Source organism: Paraglaciecola algarum, from assembly GCF_021532655.1.
Classification (GTDB): domain Bacteria; phylum Pseudomonadota; class Gammaproteobacteria; order Enterobacterales; family Alteromonadaceae; genus Paraglaciecola; species Paraglaciecola algarum.
In genome coordinates this window covers 1-24,731 of sequence record NZ_JAKGAS010000017.1, presented here as the reverse complement: position 1 = coordinate 24,731, position 24,731 = coordinate 1, and the positions used below count along the sequence as shown (strand labels likewise).

Annotated in this window: 25 protein-coding genes; 8 read left to right on the top strand and 17 right to left on the bottom strand. The window is 39.2% G+C overall.

The features are described 5' to 3' along the window. Window positions 1–37: 37 nt before the first annotated feature. From L0668_RS19470 to bioH, 3 genes are all read right to left on the bottom strand, one after another. Window positions 38–985, bottom strand: a complete 948-nt coding sequence (locus L0668_RS19470) for a putative metalloprotease CJM1_0395 family protein (protein WP_235314396.1) — start codon at window positions 983–985, stop codon at window positions 38–40. 5 nt (window positions 986–990) lie between these two features. Further along, window positions 991–1,314 (bottom strand): hypothetical protein, encoded by a 324-nt coding sequence (locus L0668_RS19465; protein WP_235314395.1) that lies wholly within the window; start codon window positions 1,312–1,314, stop codon window positions 991–993. 118 nt (window positions 1,315–1,432) lie between these two features. Continuing rightward, window positions 1,433–2,203 carry a pimeloyl-ACP methyl ester esterase BioH gene (gene bioH, locus L0668_RS19460; RefSeq protein WP_235314394.1) on the bottom strand — a complete coding sequence of 257 codons (771 nt, stop codon included), beginning with the start codon at window positions 2,201–2,203 and terminating at the stop codon, window positions 1,433–1,435. 76 nt (window positions 2,204–2,279) lie between these two features. Here bioH and L0668_RS19455 point away from each other — a divergent pair, with 76 nt between their 5' ends. The 3 genes from L0668_RS19455 to L0668_RS19445 all read left to right on the top strand — a co-directional run bounded on the left by L0668_RS19455 (window position 2,280) and on the right by L0668_RS19445 (window position 3,954). Next, a complete protein-coding gene (locus L0668_RS19455) occupies window positions 2,280–2,957 on the top strand; it encodes a ComF family protein (RefSeq protein WP_235314393.1) in 678 nt (225 codons plus the stop codon). Window positions 2,958–3,095: 138 nt separating this feature from the next. Beyond that, window positions 3,096–3,674 (top strand): Fe-S biogenesis protein NfuA, encoded by a 579-nt coding sequence (gene nfuA, locus L0668_RS19450; RefSeq protein ID WP_235314392.1) that lies wholly within the window; start codon window positions 3,096–3,098, stop codon window positions 3,672–3,674. Between the two features lie 16 nt (window positions 3,675–3,690). Then, window positions 3,691–3,954 (top strand): hypothetical protein, encoded by a 264-nt coding sequence (locus L0668_RS19445; RefSeq protein ID WP_235314391.1) that lies wholly within the window; start codon window positions 3,691–3,693, stop codon window positions 3,952–3,954. Here L0668_RS19445 and L0668_RS19440 read toward each other — a convergent pair. Next, the gene (locus tag L0668_RS19440) at window positions 3,917–5,254 is read right to left on the bottom strand and encodes an MATE family efflux transporter (protein WP_235314390.1); all 1,338 of its coding nucleotides are present in this window, start codon (window positions 5,252–5,254) and stop codon (window positions 3,917–3,919) included. The genes L0668_RS19445 and L0668_RS19440 overlap by 38 nt on opposite strands. Before the next feature lie 35 nt (window positions 5,255–5,289). On the opposite strand from L0668_RS19440, the gene L0668_RS19435 reads away from it, so the two are divergent. Beyond that, the gene (locus tag L0668_RS19435; protein WP_235314389.1) at window positions 5,290–6,336 is read left to right on the top strand and encodes a polysaccharide deacetylase family protein; all 1,047 of its coding nucleotides are present in this window, start codon (window positions 5,290–5,292) and stop codon (window positions 6,334–6,336) included. Here the strand turns inward: L0668_RS19435 and L0668_RS19430 are convergent. Genes L0668_RS19430 through L0668_RS19405 form a run of 6 tightly spaced genes read right to left on the bottom strand, consistent with a single transcriptional unit; the run spans window position 6,328 to window position 10,815 of the window. Then, on the bottom strand, window positions 6,328–6,945 hold the full coding sequence (locus L0668_RS19430; RefSeq protein ID WP_235314388.1) for a GNAT family N-acetyltransferase: 618 nt from the start codon (window positions 6,943–6,945) through the stop codon (window positions 6,328–6,330). The two genes, L0668_RS19435 and L0668_RS19430, sit on opposite strands and share 9 nt — an antisense overlap. Window positions 6,946–6,965: 20 nt before the next feature. Then, window positions 6,966–7,601, bottom strand: coding sequence for an SCO family protein (locus L0668_RS19425; RefSeq protein ID WP_235314387.1), 636 nt, complete (start codon window positions 7,599–7,601; stop codon window positions 6,966–6,968). Between the two features lie 23 nt (window positions 7,602–7,624). Further along, entirely contained in the window at window positions 7,625–8,521 is an 897-nt protein-coding gene (gene cyoE, locus L0668_RS19420) for a heme o synthase (protein WP_235314426.1), read from the bottom strand. A gap of 21 nt (window positions 8,522–8,542) precedes the next feature. Further along, entirely contained in the window at window positions 8,543–9,520 is a 978-nt protein-coding gene (locus L0668_RS19415) for a COX15/CtaA family protein (protein ID WP_235314386.1), read from the bottom strand. A gap of 10 nt (window positions 9,521–9,530) precedes the next feature. Further along, window positions 9,531–10,067 (bottom strand): redox-active disulfide-containing membrane protein, encoded by a 537-nt coding sequence (locus L0668_RS19410; protein WP_235314425.1) that lies wholly within the window; start codon window positions 10,065–10,067, stop codon window positions 9,531–9,533. 25 nt (window positions 10,068–10,092) lie between these two features. Beyond that, window positions 10,093–10,815 carry an SURF1 family protein gene (locus L0668_RS19405; protein ID WP_235314385.1) on the bottom strand — a complete coding sequence of 241 codons (723 nt, stop codon included), beginning with the start codon at window positions 10,813–10,815 and terminating at the stop codon, window positions 10,093–10,095. Between the two features lie 29 nt (window positions 10,816–10,844). Here L0668_RS19405 and L0668_RS19400 point away from each other — a divergent pair, with 29 nt between their 5' ends. Continuing rightward, window positions 10,845–11,054, top strand: a complete 210-nt coding sequence (locus tag L0668_RS19400) for a DUF2909 domain-containing protein (RefSeq protein WP_235314384.1) — start codon at window positions 10,845–10,847, stop codon at window positions 11,052–11,054. Window positions 11,055–11,143: 89 nt separating this feature from the next. On the opposite strand, the gene L0668_RS19395 is transcribed toward L0668_RS19400, so the two are convergent. From L0668_RS19395 to lexA, 5 genes are all read right to left on the bottom strand, one after another. Continuing rightward, window positions 11,144–12,022, bottom strand: coding sequence for a cytochrome c oxidase subunit 3 (locus L0668_RS19395; RefSeq protein ID WP_235314383.1), 879 nt, complete (start codon window positions 12,020–12,022; stop codon window positions 11,144–11,146). A gap of 11 nt (window positions 12,023–12,033) precedes the next feature. Beyond that, window positions 12,034–12,594, bottom strand: coding sequence for a cytochrome c oxidase assembly protein (locus L0668_RS19390; protein ID WP_235314382.1), 561 nt, complete (start codon window positions 12,592–12,594; stop codon window positions 12,034–12,036). Between the two features lie 33 nt (window positions 12,595–12,627). Then, window positions 12,628–14,220 carry a cytochrome c oxidase subunit I gene (gene ctaD / locus L0668_RS19385; RefSeq protein ID WP_235314381.1) on the bottom strand — a complete coding sequence of 531 codons (1,593 nt, stop codon included), beginning with the start codon at window positions 14,218–14,220 and terminating at the stop codon, window positions 12,628–12,630. Between the two features lie 12 nt (window positions 14,221–14,232). After that, window positions 14,233–15,348 carry a cytochrome c oxidase subunit II gene (gene coxB / locus L0668_RS19380; protein WP_235314424.1) on the bottom strand — a complete coding sequence of 372 codons (1,116 nt, stop codon included), beginning with the start codon at window positions 15,346–15,348 and terminating at the stop codon, window positions 14,233–14,235. Window positions 15,349–15,763: 415 nt separating this feature from the next. After that, window positions 15,764–16,387, bottom strand: a complete 624-nt coding sequence (gene lexA, locus L0668_RS19375) for a transcriptional repressor LexA (RefSeq protein ID WP_235314380.1) — start codon at window positions 16,385–16,387, stop codon at window positions 15,764–15,766. Between the two features lie 111 nt (window positions 16,388–16,498). On the opposite strand from lexA, the gene plsB reads away from it, so the two are divergent. After that, the gene (gene plsB / locus L0668_RS19370) at window positions 16,499–18,964 is read left to right on the top strand and encodes a glycerol-3-phosphate 1-O-acyltransferase PlsB (protein ID WP_235314379.1); all 2,466 of its coding nucleotides are present in this window, start codon (window positions 16,499–16,501) and stop codon (window positions 18,962–18,964) included. 87 nt (window positions 18,965–19,051) lie between these two features. On the opposite strand, the gene L0668_RS19365 is transcribed toward plsB, so the two are convergent. Beyond that, complete coding sequence (locus L0668_RS19365) at window positions 19,052–20,650, bottom strand: carboxylesterase/lipase family protein (RefSeq protein ID WP_235314378.1); 1,599 nt, start codon at window positions 20,648–20,650, stop codon at window positions 19,052–19,054. 260 nt (window positions 20,651–20,910) lie between these two features. On the opposite strand from L0668_RS19365, the gene L0668_RS19360 reads away from it, so the two are divergent. After that, window positions 20,911–21,609 carry a helix-turn-helix transcriptional regulator gene (locus L0668_RS19360; protein WP_235314377.1) on the top strand — a complete coding sequence of 233 codons (699 nt, stop codon included), beginning with the start codon at window positions 20,911–20,913 and terminating at the stop codon, window positions 21,607–21,609. Between the two features lie 42 nt (window positions 21,610–21,651). Here the strand turns inward: L0668_RS19360 and parC are convergent, their stop codons facing one another. Further along, window positions 21,652–23,970: a DNA topoisomerase IV subunit A gene (gene parC / locus L0668_RS19355; protein WP_235314376.1), complete on the bottom strand. Its 2,319-nt coding sequence runs from the start codon at window positions 23,968–23,970 to the stop codon at window positions 21,652–21,654. A gap of 286 nt (window positions 23,971–24,256) precedes the next feature. On the opposite strand from parC, the gene L0668_RS19350 reads away from it, so the two are divergent. Further along, window positions 24,257–24,688: a 7TMR-DISMED2 domain-containing protein gene (locus L0668_RS19350; protein WP_235314375.1), complete on the top strand. Its 432-nt coding sequence runs from the start codon at window positions 24,257–24,259 to the stop codon at window positions 24,686–24,688. Window positions 24,689–24,731: the final 43 nt, after the last annotated feature.

The following is a 24,731-nucleotide window of genomic DNA, read 5'->3' as shown; positions in this document are numbered from 1 at the left end:
AGTTAATTAAAAGTACTGTTGTAAATAAATTAGTAAATCAAGCTGTTAAATCAAGTCTACCTTCATCAGGGTTTCCGACTTTTTGATAGAAACTTTCAATCACCGCTACTCTGTTAGATATCTCTAAATCTCGAGTTTGAGCAGCTTGGCTTACCGCGGCACTTTCTTCTGCCCTAACATCTTCAGAATCATCTAATCGTCGAGGCACTGAATTAAAGTCAGTACCAGTAATAAAATCATCAAGATCTAGATTAAGTTGATTCGGTTTTGATTCTTCTCTACCCACAGCCTTTCTAAAGGCTTCTCGAGCTTTTTCGGCCTGCTCACGAGCTATTTCTCTGCGGGCTTCTGCAGCTAACTGCATAGCTTCATTGGCGACTCGTAAATCTTGCGGAGAAGGCTCTGCTGGCGCTAAAGCAGCAGCTTTTACTCGTTGGGCTTTACGAATAGTTTCCTCAGGCGTCGCTTCCTTCGAGACATCTATTGAAACTTCACCACCAACTGCGTAACGACGGCCATCAGGCCCTTTTTCATATTGATACTGAGGTGAACTTGCATAAGATCCGCCTACCGCTGCATGAGCTTGCTCATGAGATCGTACTTCTAAATCCCTTTGTTTTAACTCTGTTATTTGTTTCTTTTCAGCTTGCTGCTGTTGCTGCGCTTGTTGTTCTTTTTGACGCTCTTCAGCCTCTTCTTTACCTGCACTTTGGTCTTCAGCGTTATCTTTTTCAGGATTGGATTGGCTATTAACGGTTTGGTTATTTTGTACGTTTGGTTTTTCGTATGTAGCTGGCTGCTGATTTTGACCGGGGGTTTTGACTTTATCAGATTCCGAACCCACACCTTTTTCAGCACTAGAACTTTCATTTCCAGAAAGAGCTGGAATAGTTTCGCGCTGGGTATTGTCGCGTTTTACGGATTCTGTATTAACAGTTCCCGTATTAAATACGACAGGAGTAGGCACCGGAGGAATAACATTCATGACAGCTAAGCCAAGATATCCAAAATAGTACCGATAGTATCACCAGCCACATCAACTACCTTAGCAGATGCTTGTGCGTTAGTGCTATTAACAGACAAACCAACCAAGTCGGAGGTAATATTTGGCACTGACTGAGGCAAAGTTTGTTTAATGACATTCAACTGATTGAGGCTGGCATTAGCCAATACTTCTTGAGGATCATCAGATACAGGTGTACGAATAGACAAGCTAGCCAAATTAGCTGAATGCTGTGATATGTTATCTTCTGCTCGCTGGATACCCAAAGTACCACTAACAATCGCAGAATTAATATTGTGATTGATGTTCATTATAACCTCTACTACTTTACTACCCTCATGTACAATTATTAACCAAAACGGACATTTTTTAAAGGTTTAGAGGCATTTTTGTTTATACCAGAGCGTACTCAGGTATATAAAATTTAGCTCAATTTAAGATTGTTTTTAACTGCTCGGCAAATTCAGACGTGTGGGATATAAAAGGTGCATGTGATGCTTTTGATAAGGTTTGGGTAGTAATACGGGAAGAAAAACGCTCCAATGAGGCGCCAATTTCAGCTGGCACTAAACTATCTAACCGTCCTAAAAACCCATGACAAGGTACTAACAAGTTGGCCAATTCAGCCCGTAAATCACAATCATGTAATAAATTTAAACCATGCTCTAAGGCAATCACAGAAGGTTGAGGATAAGCCTCAATAGCCTGTTTCATTGTCTTTACGTCTTGTCTAGCTGTGTTGCTACCCATAGCTTGAATTGCTAAAAAACGCTCTAATGTTTTTGAAAAATCATGTTTTAGTTGTTGAGTAAAAGCTTCTAAAACCTGTGGTTGTATGCCTGGCCAATCCTGACTTTTAGAAAATTTAGGACTAGAACAAATCAACACCAATTGCTGTAATTTTTCAGGACAAGTTAAGGCTATTTGCTGAGCAACCAAACCACCCAATGACCAACCAATTAAACGACATTTTTCCGGTAATACATCAGCAACACATTTTCCAATATTGTCTAAATCATAAACACTTGGTAGTTGATCGTGGTTTTGCCCAAACCCAGGTAAATCAATACAAGTGATAGTGTAGTCTTTTTCAAGCAGAGGAACTAACGACGACCAAACACCACTGTTGACACCCCAGCCATGCAGAAATACTAAATGTTCACCTTGACCAACTGTGGAATATTTTAAGTTTAATGACATTTAGAACTAGACTTACTTAATGAAAATGGATGGCTATTTTAATCAAGTTAAGAATAGGTACAAGGAAGATACAAAGTTGAACTCGTTATTTTCACAAAACTGTTTAATTTGCAGGCAAGAAAGCATCAATGCCATTTGTGCTTATTGCCAGTCTGACTTGGATTTATTCAATTGCCAGCAATTCGAATACAATTTAATGCATTGTCCTAATATTCAAAAAGGACTCAAAAAGGTATCTTTTCCTCACATACTAGCCTTATCTGATTACCAATGGCCTATCTCTAAATTACTTACTGGACTTAAGTTTTCAGCAAAGTTCCCTCATGCTCATGCGCTAGCGCGTTTATTCGTAAAAAATTGTTTAGCCACGGGAGACGATAAACCTCAGTTTATTGTGCCCATTCCACTGCACAAAAATCGGTTTCTGACTCGTAAGTTTAATCAAAGTATTGAGTTAGCTAAGCATATTAGTCAGTTATCAAATATTCCCATGAACACTAACCTGTTGAATCGCGTTAAATCAACTCGCCAACAAACAGACTTAACAGCAGTGGCCCGTAAAAGGAATTTACGCAACGCTTTTTGCATACCTCCCACAGCACTAGAGCAATTGATTGAATATCAACATATTGCATTGTTTGACGATGTAGTCACTACGGGCACCACAATCAACAGCGCTTACAATTTACTGCACAAAGCCAATCCCAAACTGAGGATCGATGTTTGGAGTATATGCATCACCTTACAAAGATAATTTATGGGCTGTTAATCTTTCCTAGCAATTTGCTAATACCTCATAGTCAAAATAATCATAAGCAAAAACGATTACTTGAGTGTTTTAGTCAAGTAATTTTGTTATTCTATGCCTAGTAATAAAATTTAGGTATATCCCATGATTTCAATTTCAGAAACTGCAGAAACCCATTTCGGAAAACTATTAGAAAACCAAGACGCTAATACCAGTATTCGCGTGTTTGTTGTGAATCCAGGCACACCTAGCGCTGAGTGTGGCGTTTCCTATTGCCCAGCAGATGCCGTAGAAGACAGCGATACTGTATTAGAATTTAATGGTTTTAATGCAGTAATTGACTTAGAAAGCGCGCCTTTTTTAGAAGAAGCTGAAATAGATTTTGTCACCGACCAAATGGGCTCACAACTCACTTTAAAAGCCCCCAATGCTAAGGCTCGTAAAGTGGACTCTGATGCACCATTAGCTGAACGTGTGAGTTATATGATTGAAGCTGAAATTAATCCTCAGTTAGCCAGTCATGGCGGTAAAGTGATGTTAGTGGAAATCACTAAAGAAAAAGTTGCGGTTTTACAATTTGCCGGTGGTTGTAACGGATGTTCTCAGGTCGACTTAACCTTGAAAGACGGTATTGAAAAACAAATGTTAGAACAGTTTGCCGATGAATTAACGGGTGTTAAAGACGCCACAGAACATGAAGCAGGCGAACACTCTTACTACTAAAACTTAAGTTAATTTAGTGCCAAAGCAAAACTGGTTTAAGCGCTTAGCTGACAATCCAAATCAAAGCTGGCGAAGATTTACCCTAGGCTTAGGAATTTTTGGTGTAGGCGCCGTGTTAATTTTATTAGGCGCCCAATATTGGTTTTGGTTACAGATCCCTGGATTATTGTTATTAGTTATCGGTCTAATACCCGCAGCAATAGGTTATTTTGGGATTTTAGCTCACCGCATGACAGCCGGTTTTAAACGGCCACCAGCCTCTTTTGACAAAGATGACTAAAATAGCCGCCTAAAGTCACACCTCGCGACAACATAAATAACAACATGGCTATCCACAACCCTTGATTTTGGTGATCTGAAAATAGCCAAAAGCTTGGAAAATAAATAATAAGTCCACTAAATATCATGCTATTTCGCATGGCCTTGGCCCGAGTTAAGCCCACAAATATGCCATCAAAATAAAAGCACCAATGGGCAATAATGGGCAGCAAAATCACGTACAGCATATAATCTTGCATTGCTAATTGCAGGCTGGTTTGATCGGTTATTAACCCAGTGATCTCCATTCCCCAACAATAAAAAACTAAACTGTAAGCTACCGCTAATAATGTTGACCAAACAAGTCCGTGTAAGCTTGCCTGTACTACTCCGTCATGGTCTTTTTTACCTTTATGTTCTCCTACTAAAGCTTCAGCAGCGAACGCTACGCCATCGAGCCCCAATGCGATTAAAGTAAAAAATTGCATGATAATGGCGTTAATTGCCGCAGCTTGGGTGCCAAAACCTACGCCACTAAATATCAAAAATGCGATACAGGCTTGCAGCACTAAGTTTCTGATAAAAGTATTAGCGTTTAATGAAAACAAAGGGGTTAAGTTTGCCAAGGAAAACCACTGTTTTTTAAGCATAGGTTTACCCAGTACCTGCAAAGCCACGAGCAAACTAGTCACAAATATAAAATATTCAGATATTACAGTTGCTAAAGCAACGCCATACACTTCTAGACCTAAGCCTAAAACAAACCAAAAATTCAAAACCACATTTAATAAATTGCCGCAGATCTGAATCACTAACACTTTTTTAGCCGCTTGTTGGCCAATTAACCAGCCGATAATGGCTAAGTTAGCCATGGCAGCAGGCGCGCCCCAAATACGAACACTAAAGTATTCAGACATGATAGTTTCAATCTGACTACTCGTTTGTGCAAAGTAGATCCCCGCACTTAAAATTTGTGAGCTAAACAGTAAAATAATCCCGGCCAAGACAAAACCAATCAATATGCCCTGAAATAAACTTTTGTTATTTTCATCGGCTTGATTACTGCCTTTGGCTTGCGCACTTAAACCCGTTGAGGTCATGCGTAAAAATCCACACACCCAATAAACTTGCGTGATCACTAAAGCAGCAATCGATGCCCCAGCTAAATAATGCGCTCCATCCATATGGCCAAGCACGGCAGTGTCTACCAATCCCATTAAGGGCGTGGTGACATTACTCAAAATCATTGGCAGGGCAATGAGCAGAATTTTTTTATGCAAACTTGTTTGAAAAAAATTTAATAAAATACGACTATGGGTCATCTAACTATCATTTGTGAACAGACTGATTAATAACAATGTGGAAATTTATTGTACTGACTTTAGCCTACCTAGTATCAACAACCAATACTCAAGCGAGTGACAATGCAGTTATCTTAGTATATCACCATGTGAGTGAAGACACGCCTAACTCTACCTCAGTATCTCCGCGGATATTTGAACAACATATGCAATATTTAGCTGATAATCACACTGTGTTACCGCTAAAAACTGTGATTGAAAAATTACAAAACCAGCAAGCGCTACCAGATAAAACTGTGGTGATTACCTTTGATGATGGCTATCAAAACATTCATCAGAATGCTCACCCCATATTGCAGAAATTTGGCTTTCACTACACCATTTTTATCAACCCAGCATTAATAGACACGCTAAATTCCCAATTAACTTGGCAGCAAGTCAAGCAGCTACAAAAACAGAATGTCAGTTTTGCTAATCATGGAAATGCCCACTTACACTCCCTACAAAAACAAACAAATGAATCAAAACAAGATTGGTTATCAAGAGTAACCAAGAATGTAACTGAAGCAGAACAACTGCTCACTGAAAAACTCGGATATAGCTTAAAATATTTCGCCTATCCATACGGTGAATTTAACCAAGCCTTCAAGCAACAATTAACCCAACTGGGCTATGTAAGTTTTGCCCAACATAGTGGAGCTATAGCCTCACACAGTGATTTTTCGGCTTTACCTAGATTTCCTGCTGCAGGTATTTATAGCAACATAAATACGTTAAAGGTGAAGTTAAATAGTTTAGCCATGCCAGTCAGTAAAGTACTGCCACAAGAGCCTGAATTGGCTTCTTCGATTAAACAAGTCGATTTAACTTTCCAAATAAACAGTGACGACATTAATCCATCACAAGTCGCTTGTTTTAAAAGTGGCGATAAAATACCACACAAATTATCTGATGGTTTGATGTCAATTAAGGTAGATATTAAGGCGAAACCCGGCAGACATAAAGTGAACTGTACAGTCCCCAGTAAACAACTAAAAGGCAGATATTATTGGCTGTCTCACCCTTTCTTTGTGCCCACTAACCAAGGGAAGTGGTTAGATTAAGGGTTTGGTTAGATGACAATGCTGGCCAAGGCCCAATTCAAGCATATTAGCGCTGAGCGTAGATTCGGCGCTTTTGCTAAAACCTTGGTCTAGATAAAACTCAATCGCCCCTGTGTTTTTAGCTTCTACATCTAAACTTATCTCAGTTTTTTTATGTTGTTTAGCTTGTAGCTGCATAAACTCTAGTAGTGCTGAAGCTAATCCTTGGCGTTGATATTGTTTAACCACTGACAAGTGCCCTATACACCATTCATTTGGCAGAATGTCAGGAATAAAGTCCTGCAGGGTTTGATTATTAGTTAATACCTTAATTGCATGCTCTAAACCGAAATAATCAGCAATACTACTTAATGTAGCTTGATGAAAACTTTCCGGCATTTCACTGTGCCATGCACTAATACAGGCCACCACTTGTTGATTTTTTTCTACTACCCAATGGTTTTTAAAACCATATTGACCATAGGGTTTCACTACACTTGCGGCTAAAAACCCCAATGCGGAATATTGCGAATTTAGACTAAAAGTAGCGTCTAATAGACTGAATGCGGAATCATAAATGAGTTGCGCCAAAACCTTTGCATCTGATTGCTTAGCTTGACGAATTTCCATCTGTAAACTTAATGGCTAGTTTACTGACTAATAAGTAAAGGCATGTCAGCTAGGATTTTTTGCCCTTCACTTATTGGTAACTTCCCTGGAATAAAATCAGGCTTAAACCGCCCTACTACTTGTGCTTTGGGGTTAACTAGCACTACTGAAGAACTATGATCAACTAGGTAATCTGGATTATCGGTACTTTCAGTCATTGAATACATCATACCCATAGCTCTAACTAACGGGAACAATTGTGCATGTTCACCGCTTACAGCAGAAAACTCTGGATTAAAAAAGTTAATGTACTCATTTAATCGTTCAGGTGTGTCTCGTTTAGGATCAACAGACAGTAAAACCACTTGCACTGAATGCTCAGATTGGATTTTTTTTAACTCTGGATAAATACCTTTTAATTCGGCCAAAGTAGTTGGGCAAATATCCGGGCAATATGTATACCCCACAAATAACAAGCTCCAATGATCTAACAAATTAGTTTTTGTATATGCTTGGTTCTGTTGATCAATTAGTGTGAAATCGGGCAACGCTCTGGGTTGCGGGTACATGCGAATATGTTGCGGTTCGGCGGATTTAGAAGGTGCTATGTTAATTGCTACAACAATACCAATCACCAAAACCAATAGTGCGACGATCCCAGCTTGTAATTTACTCATAATGAACCTGAATGTGATTGAGTCTAAAAATGAATGTAGTGATCTACTAATAACACTACAAATAACACCATGAGGTGAATAATAGAAAACTTAAAGGTTTGCATGGCTGTTTTTTCTGTGGAACCAAACTTTAATTTCCATGCGTAATATAAAAAACCAACGTTTAACAAGGTAGAGCCAAGCAAATAAATAATGCCTGTCATACCGATTAAATATGGCAACAAACATACAACACACAATAAAATGGTATACAACAAAATCGAAGTTTTAGTGAATTCAACACCATGAGTAACAGGCAACATAGGTACTTTAGCCCGTGCATAATCTTTTTCTCGATGAATGGCTAAAGCCCAAAAATGTGGAGGAGTCCAAGTAAAAACTATCAATACCAACAACAAGGCATGGGGATGAATTTCACCGGTCACAGCTGTCCATCCCAATAATGGAGGAATAGCCCCTGCTAAACCACCAATCACAATATTTTGTGGCGTGGCACGTTTAAGGTACATGGTATAAACCACTGCGTAACCTAATAAGCCTGCCAAGGTTAGGACTGCCGTTAACCGATTAACCCATAACTCCAAAATCAGGTAACCAACAATAGTTAACACAGATGCGAATATAATAGCTTTCTTAGGCGTCACTTTACCTTTGGGAACAGGTCGATTAGAGGTTCTTGCCATTTGACTATCTATTCTGCGATCCACCACATGATTTACCACAGCTGCCGCAGACGATAAAAAGCCAATACCGGTTAAACCTGCTAGCAAAATGTGCCAACTTATCCATGTTTCGCTGGCTAAACACATGCCCACTAACGCGGTTAATAACAATAACAAAACCACATTAGGCTTGGTCATTTCATAATAATCTTTACAACTAGACAAAAAACTTGAACTGGAACTCTGTTGGGCGGCCATTACCTTACTCACTTTGCTCTCCTACGTCTTACGATACAAAGTATAACTGATACTTATTAATACTAGCAGCAAACAAGCTGCTACTGCGTTATGTAAAACAGCAACCAAAATTGGCAAACTAAAGACTACGTTACTCACACCTAAAATAACTTGAGCACCTAACACCACAACCATCAGTGCTGATAAATTTTTAATTAGACGAGAAGCAGCTGCGGCATATAATCGAATGCCTAACCAGCACAAATATAAAAAAGTAATCAAGGCCCCAAGTCTATGCATTATATGCATGGTCATGCGTTCATTATATGGGTGAGCCCCAAATTCATAATTGTCTGCCTCTGGCACGCTAAACGCGCCTGAAAAACTCAATTGTTCGTACCAAGAGCCTTCACACACAGGTAACTCTGTACAAGCTAATGCCGCATAATTAGCAGAGGTCCAGCCACCTAATGCTATTTGTACTACCAGAATAATAATACCTATAGTCGAGTATTTACCGAACCTGCGCATGCGGGGATCACCGCCAGGAATGCGGTAAGGTATAAGCCGTAAGTACAGTAAAAAAAGGCCTGATAAAACCGTGAAACCGCCTAACAAATGCCCCATTACTACCACAGGTAATAGATTTAAAGTCACTGTCCACATGCCTAATGCGCCTTGAAAGCACACTAAACAAACCAACACAAATGGCAATTTTTTCGGCGTGTTGAAGCCCTTGCGAAATAAACTCCTAATAAAAATAACTAGAATGAGAAACCCTAAGCCACTGGCGAAATACCTATGGATCATTTCATTCCATGCTTTGTGTTCTTCAAAAGGACGTTCAGGAAATGCTTGTTGAGCGGTTTCAATATTTTTTGTTGTTTCAGTAAAACTCAGATGTCCATAACAACCGGGCCAATCAGGACAACCTAAACCAGCATCAGTCAATCTAGCGTATGCACCCAGTACAATCACCACCATGGCCAATAAAATACTTAAAAAGACGAGCTTTTTCATTTTAGGTTCCTCAGCCAATCCGCGACAATTTTAGTACTTTACGTAAATCAGCCAAAATGTCTCGGCTTTCTAAAACCGCCGTCTCAGTATTTGCTTGAAGAGGATAACGCAAAATTACATTATTCAAGGTATCCGCGATAAAAACACCTTCTGTGCCGCTATCTTTAAAGATCTGTTGAATATCTGTTTGACTAGTTTCTATAATTCTAACTTTAGAAGCACTTTTTAAATCAGCTAATTGTGTTTGATTACTTCTATTATGACTAATCACCACAGCCTCAGCTCTATCAGCGTGTTTGCCTAATGCACTCCACACTTGCACAATACTATACAATGCGTTTTCACAACTTTTGTCACACATTTCGGGTAATACGTAAACTAATTTCCACTTAGGCGTGTGTTCAGCATCATTTAAACTACTCATATCTAAAGGAGGTTGAATAAGAGTACCTTTATTAGTGGCCGCTTGATTAAACCAGCCATTGTCTAAGGCAAGTTTGGCTAAAATCACTGGTAATACAAAAACAGCGACAAAGATGAGGATCATACTTTTATTATTTTTTTTAGTAGTGTTACTCACACTCGTTCCTTATTATTTTTTTTCTTTGGGCTATCACAAAAACAACCAAGGCCGCTATACCCAATAAAAACCACTGCACAGCATAAGCTAGGTGTTTTTCTGGCGGCATAACAACTGGCTGCCAATTTCTAACAAATCCAGATTTTTTGGATTGCGCCAATTTTACCACCAGTGGCAAAACAGATTGTTTATAATGCTGTTGTATAACCTTAAGGTCAACTGCTTGTAATACTTTAGGCCAATTTCCGTCTATTTTTGCGGTTTCAGTCACCATGGCATTTTTAGTAGGAAAAGACACTATGCCAGAAAATTTAACTAACTCCGGATATAAAACTACACTGGGTAATACCTCTCGACTATGAGTAGCAGACACCCAACCAAAGTTAGTCATAACAACACCTTGATTGGTTTTTAAAGGCACCAGTACTTGATACCCCACCCTTCCTTGATGAATTTTATTATCTAATAAAAAGTAATGTTCGATATCTGCCTTAGCATTAAACGAGAGTGGCATATCGACCATATTCTCAAGGTCGTGTAAAACTTCTTTCAAGCCCAAAGGGGAGGACACTTTGGCTTGGGCAATGGAATCTAAACGCAATTGCTTTTGTTCTGCTCTTTGTAATTGCCAAACACCTAAAGCAAACATAATGACAACCGCTAAAAAAGTGATTAATGTAGCTAATACAGGTAGGCGATACTTTTTATTATTCACATTAACCACATCGCCAAAGGAGAATAGTTGTGTTAATTAAAATATTGGTCGGTGGATTACTTATTTTTATGGTGTTCAACCTCTTTAAAGCTATGATGATAATGTTAAAAAATGAACCTGATAGTCCACCTATGAGTAAGTTTATAGGTAGAAGGTTAATTGCTTCTGCCGTTATAATTGTACTTATCTTGCTAGCTGTAGCCACTGGTTTAATCACACCAAACCCTAGACCTTATTAAGATATATTACTCTTTAATTCCTTCAAAACTACACTAGCAAAAACTAAAGAGCCACGTAAACGTGGCTCTTTTATAAACACCGTCTATTGCTACAAAATATATACAAAGAAAAATAGTAATACCCAAACCACATCAACAAAATGCCAATACCAACTGCCTGCTTGGAAGGCAAAATGGTTATCTGGGGTGAAGTGGCCTTTCAAAACCCTAAGGAACATAATTAAAAGTATCACAGTACCTAAGGTTACGTGGAAGCCATGGAATCCAGTTAACATAAAGAATGTATTGCCATATATTCCAGAGTCTAAGGTTAAGCCCATTTCTGTGTATGCGTGAATATATTCTTCAACTTGTAATACCAAGAAGATGCAACCTAACAAAACAGTGATACCTAACCATAGTTTAAGTTTTGCTCGTTGGTTTTTCTCTAATGCTACATGGGCAATATGACAAGTAACTGAAGAAATTAATAAAATAACGGTATTGATTAAGGGTAAACCAAACCAACCCATAGCTTGAGTTTTAGTGCCATCAGGCGTTTCAACTAAGGGCCAAATAGCTTCAAAAGTTGGCCATAATACTTCGTAAGTGGCTAAGTTGTTCGACGCGCCTCCCAACCATGGAACCGAAATCACTCGTGCGTAAAATAAAGCCCCAAAAAATGCCATAAAGAACATGACTTCAGAAAATATAAACCAAGCCATCCCCTGACGGTAAGAACGATCTAATTGGGCACTGTACATACCAGCCATAGATTCGTGAATTTGATTACGAAACCAACCAAATAACATAAAGAATAGGGTGATAAAGCCTGCGGTCAAAAAGTATCCACCAAAACCTTCTTTATCTCTAGTGATTTCAATCACCAAATTTCCAGCGCCAACGGCCAATAAAAATAAGGCCACAGCACCCATAAATGGCCACGGACTTTCGGCAGGAACATAATACTTTTCATATTTTTCTGACATAGTGTTCTCCTTTACCCGCGATTCATTGCCACACCTTCACTCGAAGACGTCACATTATAGAGGGTATATTGCACGGTAAAATAAGTAATATCTTTTGGTAGTTGAGGGTCGACATAAAATTGCATAGGCATAATAACTTCTTCACCTGCTTTTAGTGTCTGTTGCTCAAAACAAAAACATTCTGTTTTATTCATATATAAGGCTGCTGGACCGGGTGATACCGAGGGCACAGCTTGACCAACAATATCTGTGTTGGCTGGATTTTTCACATAAAAATCAACCTGATTCATTTCTCCAGGATGGACCTTAACTTGGCGTGTTTGCGCTTTAAACTCCCATGGCATACCGGTGTTAGTTCGGGTAATAAAATCAACGGTAACCAGTCGACTCTTGTCTACCTCCACCGATTCATAAACAGCAGCAATATCAGATGTTTTACCGTTTATGCCTAAAGCATCACACAATACGTCATAAAGCGGAACCAAGGCAAAACCAAAACCAAACATACCTACCACTATGGCCAGTAATTTAATAACAATTTTGTTATTTGCTTGGTTTTGTTGTTGATTCATATACGTTTTATTTCCGTGAGTTGTTATTAACTATTACTTAACTTCAGGTGGTGTTTCAAAACTATGGTACGGAGCTGGAGATGGAATTTCCCACTCTAACCCTTCTGCACCTTCCCAAACTTGCCCAGAAACTGGCTCACCTTGTTTCTTACAAGCTTTAATTAATAAAGCTAAGAAAATCAACTGAGACAATCCAAAAGCAAATCCGCCAATACTGATCCACTTATTAAAGTCAGCGAATTGCAAAGCATAATCTGGAATACGTCTTGGCATTCCGGCTAAGCCAACAAAGTGCATTGGGAAAAACAACACGTTCACCGACACTAAAGAACACCAGAAATGCCACTTAGCTAAACCAATGTGGAACATTTTTCCTGTCCATTTAGGTAACCAATAATAAACAGCAGCCATAATCGAGAATATAGCACCTGTCACTAATACATAATGGAAGTGGGCCACAACAAAGTAGGTATCGTGATATTGGAAATCAACAGGTGTAATTGCCAACATTAAGCCAGACAAGCCACCTATGGTAAATAGCACAATAAAGGCCAAAGCGAACAACATAGGTACTTCAAAAGTCATAGAGCCACGCCACATAGTCGCTACCCAGTTAAAAACTTTTACGCCTGTAGGCACTGAAATCAGCATAGTGGCAAACATAAAGAAGAGTTCTGCCCCCACTGGCATACCTGTAGTAAACATGTGATGCGCCCAAACAATAAATGACAACAAGGCGATTGACGCTGTTGCATACACCATAGAGGCATAACCAAATAATCGTTTACGGGCAAAGGTCGGCACAATTGCCGAGATAATACCAAAGGCTGGCAAAATCATAATGTACACTTCTGGATGACCAAAGAACCAGAAAATATGCTGGAACATAACCGGATCACCACCACCAGCGGCATCAAAAAAGCTAGTACCGAAGAATTTATCGGTTAGTACCATAGTTACCGCGCCAGCTAAAACCGGCATAACGGCTATCAGCAAGAATGCGGTTATTAACCAAGTCCATACAAACAAGGGCATTTTCATGTAAGTCATACCAGGTGCACGCATATTCACTATGGTCACAATAACGTTTATTGCACCCATAATGGATGAGGCACCCATAATATGAACGGCAAATACAAACAAGGCGGTACCATCATTACTGTAAGTGGTGGATAGAGGAGCATAAAAAGTCCAACCAAAAGCTGGGCCACCGCCCTCCATAAACAATGATGATAAAAGTATTAGAAAAGCAAATGGTAAGATCCAAAAGCTCCAGTTGTTCATTCTAGGTAAAGCCATATCCGGCGCACCTATCATCATAGGTACTAACCAGTTGGCTAGGCCGGTAAATGCAGGCATAACCGCACCAAATACCATCACCAAACCATGTACTGTAGTCATCTGGTTAAAGAAGTTTGGATCAACTATTTGCAAACCCGGCTGAAATAATTCGGCTCGGATAACCATAGCCATTGCACCACCAGTCAAAAACATGATGAAGGCAAACCATAGGTATAAAGTACCTATGTCTTTATGGTTAGTTGTGTATAACCAGCGTTTGATACCAGTTGGAATATGATGTTCATGGTGATCATCGTGATGCGAATCGTCAGTTACTGTTGTCATGGTCACCTACTCCTATTTTCCGTTAATCGCTGCGTTAATATCTTTGGCTTGCACCAAGTCGCCTGTGTTATTACCCCAAGCATTACGCTCATAGGTAACCACAGCCGCTAAATCAGACATGCTTAATTGTTTAGCATAGGCTTGCATGGCCGTACCTGTTACACCATTAACTAACACATCGATATGTTTTGGCTGATCTTCTAAAGCAATTTGGCTGCCTTTAAGTGCAGGGAACACTCCAGGTAAACCTTCACCATTTGGCATATGACAAGCTGCACAGTTAGCGTTATACACTTTTTCACCCAATGCCATGGCTTCGTCCATAGTCATATTCATAGCTAATAATCTTTGTTCTTCTTCTTTCGCTTTTTGTTGAATCGCTTGTTGTTCAGCTATCCACTTGTCGTATTCTGCTGGTTCTTTGGCTACAACCACTACTGGCATAAAGCCGTGGTCTTTACCACATAACTCAGCACATTGGCCTCGGTAAACACCAGGTTGTTCTACTTTTGCCCAAGCATCATTAATAAAGCCAGGGTTAGCATCTTGTTTAACCGCAAAATCAGGTACCCACCAAGCGTGAATAACATCGTCTGAAGTAATTAAGAATCGAACTTTTTTACCTGTTGGGATAACTAAAGCGCGATCCACTTCTAACAAATAGTTTTCGTTCTTAGCAAACTTTCCATCAATCTGCTCGGCTTGAGTGGCCATTTTTGAGAAGAACTCAACATCGTTGTCCATGTACTTGTAGTGCCACTTCCATTGAGAGCCTGTTACCAATACGGTTAAATCGGGTTCGCTGGCGTCTTCCATATCAAACAGAAGATTGGCTGCAGGCACTGCCATAGCAATCAAGATAATAAATGGGATAACTGTCCAAGCGATTTCTACTTTGACACTTTCATGGAAAGTAGCAGGTTTGTAGCCCCGTGATTTTCTATGAAAATACATAGAAATAAACATGGCAATAAATACGCCTGCTCCTATCACTACACAAATCCAAAACATCAACATGTGTAAGTCATAAACCTTGGCGCTAATGTCGGTTACACCCTCAGTCATATTTAATTTGTACTGATCAATATGTTTTTCGCTTTCAGCAAATACTGGGTTGGCTAACAACACCGCCAGTACAGATTCAGCTTTGGACAAAATCTTTTTCACTCGACACCTCTATGTGATAAACGCTTGTTATTCTTATTAACTAAAAAACCCAAAACGAGTCCTTAAACGCAACGTTAAACAGCACCAAAGTTAACAATAGGAAAACTTATTGTTATCAATTTGTTACACAGAAGCTTAGGATTACTTATTTAAGGGGGGTACGTCTAGTATTTTTGTTTAATTTACGATCAATCGATTATTTTTTAAACATTTGTTTGTAAATTTATTGATATTAAGCGAATTTTGCACTTGTCAAAGAAAATTTGAAAAAGAATCGGGTCTAAAAAACAAAAAAGCAGCAATAAAAAATTGCTGCGTTAGATAAGATTAATGCAATGATGTTTTAGTAATTAAAAATTTTGCCAATTTTTGCCATTTAAAGCCAATCAGCGTTTCGGATCACTCCCACTGCGATACCTTCAATATTAAAAGGCTGAGAGGCTAAATCGACTTTAATCGGCGAGAAGTCTTCGTTTTCAGCATGTAATAGTACTTCACGACCTTTTTTCTCTAAGCGCTTAACCGTAACGTCTTCATCTACCCTAGCCACTACAACTTGACCATTGTGTACGTCAGTGGTGCGATGCACAGCTAATAAGTCGCCATCCAAAATACCAATATCTTTCATACTCATGCCATTTACCCTAAGCAAAAAATCTGCACTAGGTCTAAATAAACTAGGATCGACTTTGTAATGGCCTTCAATATGCTCTTGAGCCAAAATAGGCTCACCTGCAGCTACTTGACCTATAAGTGGTAAACCTAGATCTTCAAGTTGGTCTTCAAGTGGCGTATTCAAGCGAATACCTCTAGAAGTACCGGGAAGAATTTCAATCACTCCTTTTCGTGCTAAAGCCTTTAAATGCTCTTCAGCAGCATTCGCCGATTTAAAGCCCAATTCACGGGCAATTTCAGCTCGAGTGGGTGGCATGCCAGTTTCTAGCATAGTATTTTTGATAAGTTGAAGTACTTCTTCTTGTCTTGCAGTTAGTGGACGCATAAACAGCCTGTTTTTCTATACAGTTAGTGTGAGTATATACAGTTATCAATAAATCTCAAACATTGTTTTTGTGTTATCCTACTTTCGTTTTAATTATGAAAGGTCAGTTATATGCAGTGGTTGGATAGATTGCTATTTTTAATGGTAACCACTCCCATCAAATGGTTGGTAAAAGTCAAAAGCATCCCTAGTGATTTAGAGCATGAGTTAGGTATAGACAAAACCAAACCTATCGTTTATTTGTTGCGAACGAATTCAGTGACAGATCAGCTAGCGTTAAAAATGTCGGCATTGTCCTTAGGTTTACCTAAGCCAACCATCAGTATAGAAATAGACAACCTTTCATTTCCGTCCTGCTTATTTTTAAATAATCCAAACTCGGTACTAAATCGTAAAATTAAAAATACTGATATTAAGGAAAACGCAGCCAAATTATTTAGTTTACACCGCCAAAACCCAGATCTGGATATTCAAATTGTGCCCGTATCTATTTTGTGGGGACGAGCGCCTGGTAAAAACTTATCAGGATGGTCAGACGTTATAGCTAACCAAGTGTCACCTAGCTGGTTACGAAAGTTTTTCATCGTGTTGTTTTTAGGTCGAGACAACTTTGTTTGTTACAGCAAGGCAGTTTCTTCAAGAGTTATGATAGGACTTAATGGAAGTGATAAAGAAATCGCGCACAAACTAATACGCGTTGCAGGCACGCACTTTCATAGACGGCAACAGTCTATCACGGGTCCAAATTTACTCGAACGCCACCAGCTATACAATAGTGTGTTAGGCGCTAAATCAGTAACCAGTATCATTACTCAAGAGGCAAAATTAAAAAATAAAACTCAGCGTCAAATTAAAGCTCAAGCTAAAAAATATTTAGATGAAATTGCTGCCGATTATCGCGAAGGATTAGTCAGATGGGGCGCTAATATACTGACTAAAGTATGGAACAAAATATATAACGGTATCAAGGTTAGCCATGCGTCAAAAGTGCGTGAACTAGCTCAAAACGGTCATGAAATCATCTATGTTCCTTGTCATAGAAGTCACATGGATTATCTGTTACTTACCTATGTAATTTACCATGAAGGATTGGTTACGCCCCATATCGCGGCGGGTATTAACCTAAACTTCCGACCTGTTGGTGGTCTATTACGTAAATGCGGCGCATTTTATTTACGACGAAGTTTTGCAGGTAACAAGCTATACACTGCGGTTTTTCGGGAATATTTAGAGTTATTGTTTAACAAAGGCTATTCGGTAAAGTACTTTCCAGAAGGAGGTCGTAGTCGAACGGGACGTTTATTACCGCCTAAAACGGGAATGTTAGCTATGACCTTGCAGGGACTTATAAAAGGGGTAAATCGCCCTGTCAGCATAGTACCTGTCTATATTGGTTATGATCATGTGATGGAAGTATCAAGCTACCTTAAAGAATTGAATGGCACGGGTAAAAAGAAAGAATCATTTTTTCAAGTTTTCTCTGCGCTCAAAAAACTTAAAAATTATGGTGTTGGTTACTTAAATTTTGGTGAGCCTATCAACTTATCAAACTACCTTGATCAACACGAACCAAATTGGCGAGATTTTAAAGACCAAGATCAAGACAAAAAGCCTCAATGGTTGACTCCATTAGTAAACGAGCTAGCTACTGATGTAATGGCAAAAATCAACCAAGCAGCAGCTATTAGCGGTATGTCAATTTGCGCTACATGTCTATTGGCAGCGAAAAAACACGCCATACCTCAAGCAGAATTAGAACAAGCGATCGATCATTATTTGGAGTTATTGAAAAACTCACCCTACAGCGATTTAGCCACGATCCCACAGATGAGTGGCAAAGCGTTACTGGCAGAAACTCTAAAACGTAACAAGTTTACTATTACTGAAGATGATTATGGAAAAATCATCTCCCTAAGAAATCAGAACGCCGTAGCTTTAACTTATTACCGAAACAATACTCAGCATCTATATGCTTTACCTAGCCTAATTGCAGCCATAGTGTTTGCCCATAAAAGTGTGACTAAAATACAAATATTACAACTAGTAGCTGACCTGTATCCGTTGTTAAAATGTGAATTGTTTATATATATGTCGCAGTCACAAGCAGAGTCTTACACTGAAGTTTTGGTCGATAATATGGTTAACATGGGGCTGCTGATTGAGGAAAAAGGGCTTGAAGGGCCCGTAGTTGAAGAGCAAACACAAATTCAGCCTCCTTCTCCAAGTGATCCAGCTTTTTATTCCGCGTGGTTGCTCGGTCAAGGTATTCAAGAAACCTTACATAGATATGCGCTAGTCCTGACCTTGTTATCCAAGCAAACTTTGATAAGCCGCAGTGAACTTGAGAAAAAAAGTCGTCAATTCGCCCAAAGGTTATCCAGTTTACATGGACTGAGCTCACCAGAATTTTTTGACAAAAACGTGTTATCAAGCTTTATAAGTGCACTAAAAGAAAATCAATTAATCGAAGTAAACGATAAGGGGCAACTAGCGCCCACTTTACAAAGTACATCCTTATGCGAAGACGTAATTGAACTGATTGAGCCAGAAATTATTCAACGATTACAAAAAATATAAGCGTTTGTCATTCAAGGCCTCAAATATATAGAGGCCTTTGTTTAGCAGACAGTCAATTTATGTAGTGTTCAATTTGTACTTTACCAGTTAATTTTTTAATTTATTTAAACCCGTATATCGAACACGTAAATAATCTACATTTTCAGCAAAAGGTGCATTATTAATTATCAATTGCTGATTGTGTTTAAACATTGGCCAGTTGGCTAAACCTTTGCCATTGGGGTTACCTGTTTTAATAAAGTTAGCAAAATACTGCTGTACAATTTTAGACACTTTATAATCTTGTTCTTTCCATTCATATAACGGATTTATATCTAAATTTCCCAAAGCGTACTCAATTTCAGCTGAATGAGTCGCCCCTCGTGCGGCAGATTGTTTCCAACTATTGCTCCAATATTCTGCTTTCATTAAAGGACGAACATGGGTGTAGTTATAAAAGAAAGTAGCCTGGGAATTGGTTTGAGTAACTAAGTCCATCCAGTTCCAAGTAGACAAACTGATAAATTCGTCACTGGCTATAGCTTGGGCAGCATCCTTAACCTGCTCTTCATTTTTAGCTGGATACAGTTCCAACATTTTTCCATAGATATTCGGGTAACGCGCCTCGAGAGCTTGTTTATAATTTTCAACTGTTGCCGATCTATTTCCTAAAACACTCTGATAGCTACCTTCTTGAGAGTTGTTACCTGCCAATAATGGCACTTTGGCATAGTCACCTTGAGCATACATTTGTGTAAGAGTTTTTGGAATAACGTAATTATCAACATTAGCTGTAAACCAAACATGCTTAGCTTTAGTTGCCGCGTCTAACAACTCTTGAGCGGACAACTCTTTTAAGGCAGAAATAGTGTCTTTAGCTGATAGTTTCAATCCACTTAAAATACTTTTAGCAACCTCTTCTCCTTTTTTTTCAGCCACTTCTAACGAATTTAATCGCCCAGCTAAAAAGGAGCCACTTTCACCTATGGCACCATTTATATATTGCCTAGACAAAGGTGAAGCCATTAACGCACTGACCGAAAATGAACCCGCTGACTCACCCGCTATGGTCACACGTTTAGGATCACCACCAAATGACTGGATATTTTCACTCACCCATTTAAGGGCCGCGGCTTGATCCATAAATGTATAATTACCGGAGCCTTGATAGCCCGAATCAGTAGATAACTGCGGATGTGCAAATAAGCCAAATATACCTAAACGATAATTAACCGTAACTGTAACTATGCCTTGTTTAGCCATATTGGCTCCGTCATAGCGCTTTTCAGAACCATCGCCAGCAGCAAACCCGCCACCATAGAAATACACCAACACAGGAAGATTTTTAGCTTTTTTAGCTGGAGTCCACACATTTAAAAACAAACAATCTTCACTGGTGCCAGCATCGCGAAATTGCATATCACTGAACATAGGATTTTGCATACACTTGTGGCCAAAATACTGAGCATTGCGAGTACCATGCCAAACAGCTGCTTGTTGCGGCGGTTGCCAACGTAAGTCTCCAACCGGTGCGGCAGCATATGGAATACCTTTGAATGCCCGAACTTGCTTTTGTAACTCTAAGCTTCCTGACAATTCACCTTGCTTGATGCGTACTAAGGCGTTGCCTTTTTCTTGGCTATTGGCACTTGTTGTGTAACAACCTAGAAGGGTAAATAAAATTAAATAAGCTTTGACGAATTGCATCTTGCCTTCCATCTGTAAGAAATAATTAATGGCCAACGACACTAACGACTCTTTTGTGCAAACACAACTTTTTCGGCTTATGATTTTTTGTCATTCCAGCCAAAAGACTACTGACACAATGATGACAATTGAGCTTGTTATCCTTCAGAGTTAAACCAACCCTTAACACACTAATAAATGATATATGTATAATTATTCGCCATATTTTGGTTGATAGCGGACAATGTCAAACTAAACAAAACTAATAAAGTGGATCATTTATGAGAAAAGCAGAGCGATTATTCCAATTATTGAATATATTGCGTAGCCGCAGGACGGTAATCACAGGTCAAGAACTAGCTGATTTACTCGAAGTATCACCTCGAACTATTTACCGTGACATGCAAGCTCTGTCTTTATCTAAGATCCCGATAGAATCAGAAGCTGGTGTGGGTTACAGAATCAAACCTGGCTTTAATCTTCCACCTATTATGTTTCAAGAAGACGAACTAGAAGCATTGTTGCTTGGGGTAAAAATGGTGCAAGGCTGGAGTGACCAGCAGCTAGGTGACGCTGCATCACGAGCATTCGATAAAATAAAAGCCATATTGCCAGATTCACTGCACAGCCGCCATGATAAACAAGCTAACTGGTTGGTGGTACCTAAATTTAAGCAAATCAATGATGTTGATATTAATGAAAAATTAAAAAAGGCAATAAAGACCAATCAGCAAGTCACGATTGGCTACAAGAGTTTAGACAACCGACAAACCGAAAGAGGGATTTGGCCTTTAGGTTTGGTTTATTGGGGCAAGGTTTGGACACTCGTTGCTTGGTGTTTATTACGCCAAGATTACCGCGTATTTAGATTAGACAAAATAACCCGTTTAACTTCAACGGAGCATACTTTCGAAACTTCAAATTGTTTGTCATTACAACATTATATTGCCTTGCAAGAAGCGCAACATTGCGAAAAATAAGAGTGGCTCACAGCTAAGCTTGTCACTCTTATTTTATTGCATTTAATCAGGCTGATTATCCATTTGATTAGGATCGTCAAACTCAATAATATTATCTGTAGGCAATGCTGGCGCTTCTACTTCAATACCATCCACTCGTTGTAAACCTCTAGGTAATTTATTACCTCTACGGCCTCTTTCACCTTGATAATGTTCTAAGTCGCTAGCGGTTAATGTCATACCCCGTTTACCGGCAAGAATTTTAACATTCGCGCCTAATGGTACAACTGCTAATACTTTGACATATTCTTCCCGCGACTGAGCTTTAGCACTTGGAATACTGATTAACTTATTACCTTTACCTTTACCTAAACAAGGTAAATCTTTGAGTGGGAACATCAGCATTCGCCCTTCATTTGAAATAGCTAAACACCAGTCTGTATTTAGGTCGTGCACCGCTTGAGGCTTAATCACTTTAGCTGCACTAGACAATGACAAATACGCTTTACCCGCTTTGTTTTTACTTACCATGTCACTAAACTTACCGACAAAACCATAACCTGCATCTGAAGCCATAAGGTACTGCTGGTTATCTTGCCCCATTATCACATGTTCTACATGTTCCCCGCCCACCACATTAAAACGGCCGGTTAACGGTTCACCTTGACTCCTTGCAGAAGGCAGTCCGTGAGCATCACAAGAAAATGCGCGGCCAGATGAATCTAAAAAGATAACTTGTTGATTACTACGACCTTTAGCACTCGCTTGATAACTATCACCGGCTTTGTAACTTAAACCTTCTACGTCAACGTCATGACCCTTAGCACAACGAGCCCAACCTTTTTCTGATAAGACTACAGTGACCATTTCAGACGGCATTAACTCTTTTTCAGATAAGGCTTTGGCTTCACCACGAGAGACTATGGGTGAACGCCTATCATCTCCGTATAACTCAGCTGCGGCCAAAATTTCTTTTTTAATTAAGGTTTTTAAACGTCTATCTGAGCCTAATAATTGTTGTAATTCATCACGCTCTTTAGCTAGCTCGTCTTGCTCACCTTTAATTTTCATTTCTTCTAGTTTGGCAAGATGACGTAATTTTAAATCTAGGATTGCTTCAGCTTGAATATCTGACAGAGAGAATTGAGACATCAATTCTTGTTTTGGCTTATCTTCATAGCGAATGATTCGAATCACTTCGTCAATATTTAAGAAGGCAATCATTAGACCTTCAAGAATATGCAATCTGGCTAGTACTTTATCTAACCTAAACTGTAATCTACGTATCACTGTGTCTTTTCTAAAACTCAACCACTCAGTCAAAATCATGCGCAGATCTTTAACTTGTGGACGACCATCCAAGCCGATCATATTGATGTTAACGCGATAACTTTTTTCTAAATCTGTAGTCGCGAACAAATGTTGCATAAGCTGTTCAACGTCAACCCGATTTGACCTAGGTGTAATCAATAGGCGAGTAGGGTTTTCATGATCAGATTCATCTCGTAAATCACTGACCATTGGCAGTTTTTTAGCTTGCATTTGAGCAGCAATTTGCTCTAACACTTTACCACCAGATGCCTGATGCGGAAGGGCCGTAATTATCACGTCACCGTTATCTTCATGATAAACCGCGCGCATTTTTACTGAGCCTTTACCTGTTTGATAGATTTTGCTTAGGTCTTCTTTAGGCGTAATGATTTCTGCATCAGTAGGGTAATCTGGACCTTGCACAAACTCTAAGAGCTCATGTAATTCAGCTTTACTGTTATCTAATAAGTGGGCACAAGCGTTAGCCACTTCACGCACATTGTGCGGAGGTATGTCCGTCGCCATACCAACTGCAATACCAGTAATACCATTTAGCAATATATGCGGTAATCGAGCAGGTAACACTTTAGGTTCATCTAAAGTGCCATCAAAATTAGGCTGCCAATCTACTGTGCCCTGACCTAATTCAGTTAATAACACCTCACTAAATTTAGACAACCTAGATTCAGTGTAACGCATAGCAGCAAATGACTTAGGATCATCCGGGGCCCCCCAGTTTCCTTGGCCGTCTACTAGTGGATAACGATAAGAAAAAGGTTGCGCCATTAAGACCATAGCTTCATAACAAGCCGAATCGCCATGGGGGTGAAACTTACCTAACACGTCACCTACGGTTCGGGCTGACTTTTTGTACTTAGCAGCATTATTTAGCCCTAGTTCGGACATAGCATACACAATACGCCTTTGTACTGGCTTTAGGCCATCGCCAATGTGTGGCAATGCCCTGTCCATAATGACGTACATGGAGTAGTTTAAATATGACTCTTCGGTGAAACGGCGCATCGTGAGTTGTTCGATGCCATCTTTATTAATTATAGTTTCTTGGCTCATGCTGGACTATTTACACCACTTTATAGATTGCTGAATGAGATGCTAATGGTCTAGGTTACCTTATTAATGCACTGGATTAAATCACCAAAAGATAAACATATTTCTTACCATCTCAGGATAAACATTATTCACCGCGGAACATATTACTCTGTCCATTTAATTTAAACTGGTTTGAGTACTCAGGGATTGCCTTTAACAACAATCGAGTGCTTTAATAGGCCTTTCTCCAACTACTATAATTATTGGCTAAAACTGAATGTGGAATAGGTTTCTCAAGTGTTTATGTGTGTTAATAGTTTTACAACCTATAGTGCTGTGGGCTCAAAGCGATATTCAATTAATATCAACTGACACTTCCATTAGATTATCTCCACAACTAAAAGTATTCCGAGAGTCAAACCTAGAGCTGACCTTAGATCAAATCGTAGATAAAAAAAGTGAATTTACTTGGCAAGCGGCAGGTAAATCAAATTATGGAATCTCGAAAAAAGGAGTATGGCTACATACCAGCATTAGTAATGTCACCGAAAATAAAAAATGGGTGATAGATGTCGCTTTTAGCCAACTAGAACAAGTCGATATTTATTTACTTGAAAATAATCAAATTATCGCTCATTCCAATCAAGGTAAAAAAGGGGAGTCACATCAGTATAGGTTTCCAACTCTAGAAGTTACCCTGCCCTATGTAATGGTCAAGTATTCATGGACAGATTGTTAGGCGCATTGCATTAATTTCATCTCATATTGTACGGGTGAGATGT